The 4,294-nt window shown below is 70.8% G+C and carries 5 protein-coding genes; 1 reads left to right on the forward strand and 4 read right to left on the reverse strand.

Annotated elements, in window-relative coordinates:
- From VF794_RS21510 to VF794_RS21525, 4 genes are all read right to left on the reverse strand, one after another.
- Positions 1-1,363, reverse strand: a 1,363-nt coding sequence (locus tag VF794_RS21510; protein ID WP_331113304.1) for a hypothetical protein, incomplete at its 3' end; no start/stop codon positions are given.
- Between the two features lie 50 nt (positions 1,364-1,413).
- Entirely contained in the window at positions 1,414-1,920 is a 507-nt protein-coding gene (locus VF794_RS21515; RefSeq protein ID WP_331113306.1) for a hypothetical protein, read from the reverse strand.
- A gap of 16 nt (positions 1,921-1,936) precedes the next feature.
- Positions 1,937-2,836, reverse strand: coding sequence for an oxygen-dependent coproporphyrinogen oxidase (gene hemF, locus VF794_RS21520; protein ID WP_331113308.1), 900 nt, complete (start codon positions 2,834-2,836; stop codon positions 1,937-1,939).
- Between the two features lie 107 nt (positions 2,837-2,943).
- Entirely contained in the window at positions 2,944-3,228 is a 285-nt protein-coding gene (locus VF794_RS21525; protein ID WP_331113310.1) for a DUF3467 domain-containing protein, read from the reverse strand.
- Positions 3,229-3,276: 48 nt separating this feature from the next.
- Between VF794_RS21525 and VF794_RS21530 the strand changes: the two genes are divergently transcribed.
- Positions 3,277-4,113, forward strand: coding sequence for an alpha/beta hydrolase (locus VF794_RS21530; protein ID WP_414640936.1), 837 nt, complete (start codon positions 3,277-3,279; stop codon positions 4,111-4,113).
- Positions 4,114-4,294 lie beyond the last annotated feature (181 nt).

Genomic DNA, 4,294 nt, shown 5'->3' on the forward strand with positions numbered 1-4,294 from the left:
GCTTCGGCTGCTCGGCCTGCTTCGGCTGCTCGGCCTGCTTCGGCTGAGCCTCCTTCGGCTGCTCGACGTGTTTGGCGTCCTTCGGCTGCTCGGCCTGCTTCGGCTGAGCCTCCTTCGGCAGGAGCTCTTTCGGCGTCTCGAAGGCGGGCTGCTCCATGACGGGCAGGGAGACCTCGGAGGACAGCCGCGACGGCCCGGGCTCGATCTGAATCTCCTCGAGCAGCTTGTGCAGCTCCTCCGGAGACTGGGCCTCCAGCAACTTGAGGGCCACCTTCACCCCGTTTTGACCCGAGTTGGCATCGCGCAGGGCCGCATAGCCGTGCCCGTTGAGCGCCTGGCGGAAGAGCTCACGCCCCTCCTTCGTCTGGCCCGCCGGGTCCTTCGCATTGGCCTCGGCATAGGCCTGGAAGAAGGCCCAGAGGCGCTCGGCGCGCGTCGAGGGCGGCATGCGCCCGGGACGCAGCTCCTGCCCCAGGTAGCGCAACTCCTCGGCGAAATGGTGGGCGAGCGACTCCAGCCCGATGGGATCGGGAAACTCTGGCAGCAGTTCCTCCATTGGCCGGGGCTCGGCGCCCGCTTGAACCTCCGTGCCTCCCGGCGTCGGCATGGGCACCTGACCAGAGCCCTCCGCCCGACGCGGGACGTCCGTGCCGCGCTGCGTCGGAAGCTGCGGGCGCTCGCTCGTGCCCGTCGGGGACCGCTTGTCGAGGACAGCACCCTCCCCCTGGCGCGGGGTCTCCCTCGTGCGTGGGGCCTCTTCGCCTCGCCGCGTCGGGAGCTGCGGGCGCTCACCCGTGCCGGTCGGGGACCGCTTCTCGAAGACAGGGCCCTCCCCCTGGCCCTGGCGCGGAGCCTCCCTCGTGCGTGGGGCCTCCTCGCCGCGCCGCGTCGGAAGCCGCGGGCGCTCTCCCGTGCCCGTCGGGGACCGCTTCTCGAAGCCGGTGCCACTCTCGGCCCGCTCCTGGGGGCGGTTGCGGAGCTGCGGGCGCTCTCCCGTGGAACGGGAGCCGTCCCGACCCCGGGGCGCCTCGAAAACGCCGGACTTGTCCTCCCGGCTCCTGCCGGAGCGGGTCTCCCCGGGGTTCTCCAGGCCGTCGAAGTTGAAGAGATCCTTGGGCGGCTCGGGCTCCGTGGGCGCCCGGCCGATGCGCGTCTTCTCCTCGCCCATCCCCCCCGCGCGCGGCATCTCCGTCTGCGTGGGCTGACCGCCGATGCGCGGCTTCTCCTCTCCACCCGGGGCAGGGGCAGGGCCAGCGCCAGGACCCATCTTGCCCGAGCGACCCGGAGGGCCTCCCTCGGGACGACTCGGCGGAGGACCGATGTAGGTCCCACGACCCCCCTTGATGTTACCGGCGTGGCTCATCACCCGGTATTGTCGCTCGGACCCCGAGCAAGTTGCCAGGGGGGGTCCGATTACTCCTCTTCCCTCTCCACTTTCACCGGGGAGGTCATCCCGTTGGCATCCAGGGTGACGCTGAAGACGGACACCTGGCCGTCCCCATCCAGGTCTCCCCGCGCGAAGCAGGTGACCTCCGCCTCGCCCAGGGGCGTCTCCTGCACCACCACCTGGTACTGGTAGCGGACGCGCTCGCCGGGGTCGAAGCCGATCATCCGGAGGTTCTCGTCCGGCTCGAAGGGCACCGCCCCGCCCCCCCGCGGCACCTCCCGGGGAACCGGGCCGGCGGTGGGGAAGACGCCATGCTCGTCCCGGTAGGACTGCACGTCGCCACACAGGCGCAGCACGTTGACGCGCGCCTCGCTGGTGAGGGCCTGGTCCTGCACGGCGGGGTGGCGACGACTGACGAGGTAGAAGGCGCCGCCGCCCACCGCCAGGAGGCAGGGGACCGCGAGCACCGCCACCACCAGCGCCACCTTCTTCCAGGGCGCCATTCGAGGCTTGTCGGAAACGGGGTTGTCCACGGGTTCCTCGTCCCTCCTACGTGCCGGCCCAGTCGCGGGGGTTGCGCAGCACTTCCACCAATCGCGCCTCCTCCGAGCCCGGGGCGGGATGGTGGTCGTAGCGCCAGCGCACCTGCGGCGGCAGGGACATGAGGATGGACTCGGTGCGCCCCTTGGTCTCCAGGCCGAAGATGGTGCCCCGGTCCCACACGAGGTTGAACTCCACGTAGCGCCCGCGCCGCACCTCCTGCCAGAAGCGCTGCGCCTCCGTATAAGGAGTGTCCTTGCGCCGCTCGGCGATGGGCAGGTACGCGGGGAGGAAGGCCCGGCCCGCGTCCTGGACCAGGGCCAGCTCGCGCTCCAGGTCTCCGCCCAGGTTCTCGAAGAAGATGCCGCCCACCCCGCGCGCCTCCTCGCGGTGGCGCAGGTGGAAGTACTTGTCGCACGCCTCCTTGAAGCGCGGGTAGTACGTCGGGTCGTGCTTGTCGCAGGCGGCCTTGTGCGTGCGGTGGAAGTGCGCCGCGTCCTCGTCATAGAGGTAGTAGGGCGTCAGGTCCGCGCCCCCGCCGAACCACACCTTCCCGCCCTGATGGATGAGGCGGTAGTTGGCGTGCACGGTGGGCACGTGCGGGTTGCGCGGGTGGAGCACCAGCGAGATGCCCCCGGCCCAGAAGGTGCGCCCCTCGCCCTGGAGCTTCTTGGCGAAGGCCTCCTCCAGCTCGCCGAACACCACCGAGGTGCTGACGCCGCCCTTCTCCAGCACCGCCCCCTCCTCCAGGACGCGGCTGCGCCCTCCGCCCCCCCCCGGGCGCTGCCACGGGTCCTCACGGAAACGCGCCTTCCCATCGAGCCGCTCCAACGCGCCGCAGATGTCGTCCTGCAACGCGTGGATGAACTCCACCATCCGCGCCTTCAGCTTCTCCACGTCCGCCGTCATGCGTTCTCCAGGGCCGCCGAGTCTGCGACGGGCCGGCGCCGGAGGCCAGCGTTGCGAACGGCTTCCGTGCACACCCAACAGTCCCGCGTGGCCAGCCGCAAGGGCCGTCAGTGGCGGCCGTCCTCGGTGAGGTCGATGGGGCCGAAGCGCTGCTCGTACTGGGCGACGCCGTCCTGGAGCACCTTGAGCAGGCGCTTGACGTGCTTGGGATTGAGGATGACGCGCGAGCGCACCTTGGCCCGGGGCGGCTGCGGGTGCACGTAGACGAAGTCCAGGGTGAACTCCGTCTCGGAGTGGTTCACCATGGCCATGTTCACGTAGTGACCATTGGCCACGTCGTCATCTATCTGAAGCTGCAAGGGTACGTCGGGAGGCTTCGGGGTGTCCGCCATGGGTGGGGGCATACCGCCTGCCAACCCCCGTGACTAGCTTCAGTCACGATGAGCGCGCAGGGGATGGACCCGGAGAAGACGGCCCCGTTCGAGCTGGGGCGGGGAGAGGATGCCTGCCTCCTGCTGCATGGCTTCACCGGAAGCCCCTGGGAGCTGCGCCCGCTGGGAGAGGCCCTGGCGGCCCGAGGCCTCCACGTGCGAGCCCCCCAGCTCCCGGGCCACTGCTCCACCCCCGAGGCCATGCTGGGTGTCTGCCACCGGGACTGGGAGGGGGCCGCGCTCCACGCCCTGCTGTCCCTGCGCGACCATCGGCGCGTCTTCGTGGCGGGACTGTCCATGGGCGCCCTGCTGGCACTGAAGCTGGCGGTGGACTGTCCGGAGCGGGTGCATGGGCTGGCGCTCATCGCCCCGGCGGTGCGCCTCAAGGGGCCCCACATGTGGCTGCTCAAGCGCCTGCGGCACCACAGGCTGCTGGAGCGGGTGAAGCCCTGGGTCTACAAGACGGGCACGGACCTCTCCGACCCGACCGTGCTGGCCCAGGCGCCCATCCTCTCGGCCTTCCCCTCGGCGCGGCTGCAGGACATGTGGACGCTCCAGGACGCGGTGATGGAGGCCCTGCCCCACGTGCGCTGCCCCACCCTGGTGGCGGTGGCCGAGCAGGACCACGTGGTGGACCCCGCGGGCGGCCGGCTGCTGGTCCGAGGCCTCACCAGCGCGTCCCAGGTGCGCTTCATCTCGCTCAAGGACGGCTTCCACATCATCCCGCGCGACAAGGGCGGGCCGCTGCTCTCCTCCGAGGTGGGCGGCTTCTTCGATCGGCTGCGCGAGCGGGACGTGGGAGCCGGGGATTGGGATCCCACACCTCTGTGCCCGGCGGCGGGGTGACGGTGAAGGAGGAGGCTCGGAAAGCAGGCATGCGAAGAAACAGGCGAGAAGGTCGCGCATCGGTTAGGCACTCCCTTCCCCATGCCCGCCACCCCGCCCCTGGTCGAGCTGCACGACGTCTCGAAGTCCTATACCGAGGGTGATGCCGTCCGGGACGTGCTCTCCGGCGTCCACGTCTCCC

The organism is Archangium sp. (assembly GCF_036389735.1).
In the GTDB taxonomy this organism is placed as follows: domain Bacteria; phylum Myxococcota; class Myxococcia; order Myxococcales; family Myxococcaceae; genus Archangium.

What these genes read in the sequence shown, in the direction of transcription:
- hemF (WP_331113308.1), bottom strand. Translation starts at nt 2,836, where the DNA reads ATGACGGCGGACGTGGAGAAGCTGAAGGCGCGGATGGTGGAGTTCATC.
- VF794_RS21525 (WP_331113310.1), bottom strand. Translation starts at nt 3,228, where the DNA reads ATGGCGGACACCCCGAAGCCTCCCGACGTACCCTTGCAGCTTCAGATA.
- VF794_RS21530 (WP_414640936.1), top strand. Translation starts at nt 3,277, where the DNA reads ATGAGCGCGCAGGGGATGGACCCGGAGAAGACGGCCCCGTTCGAGCTG.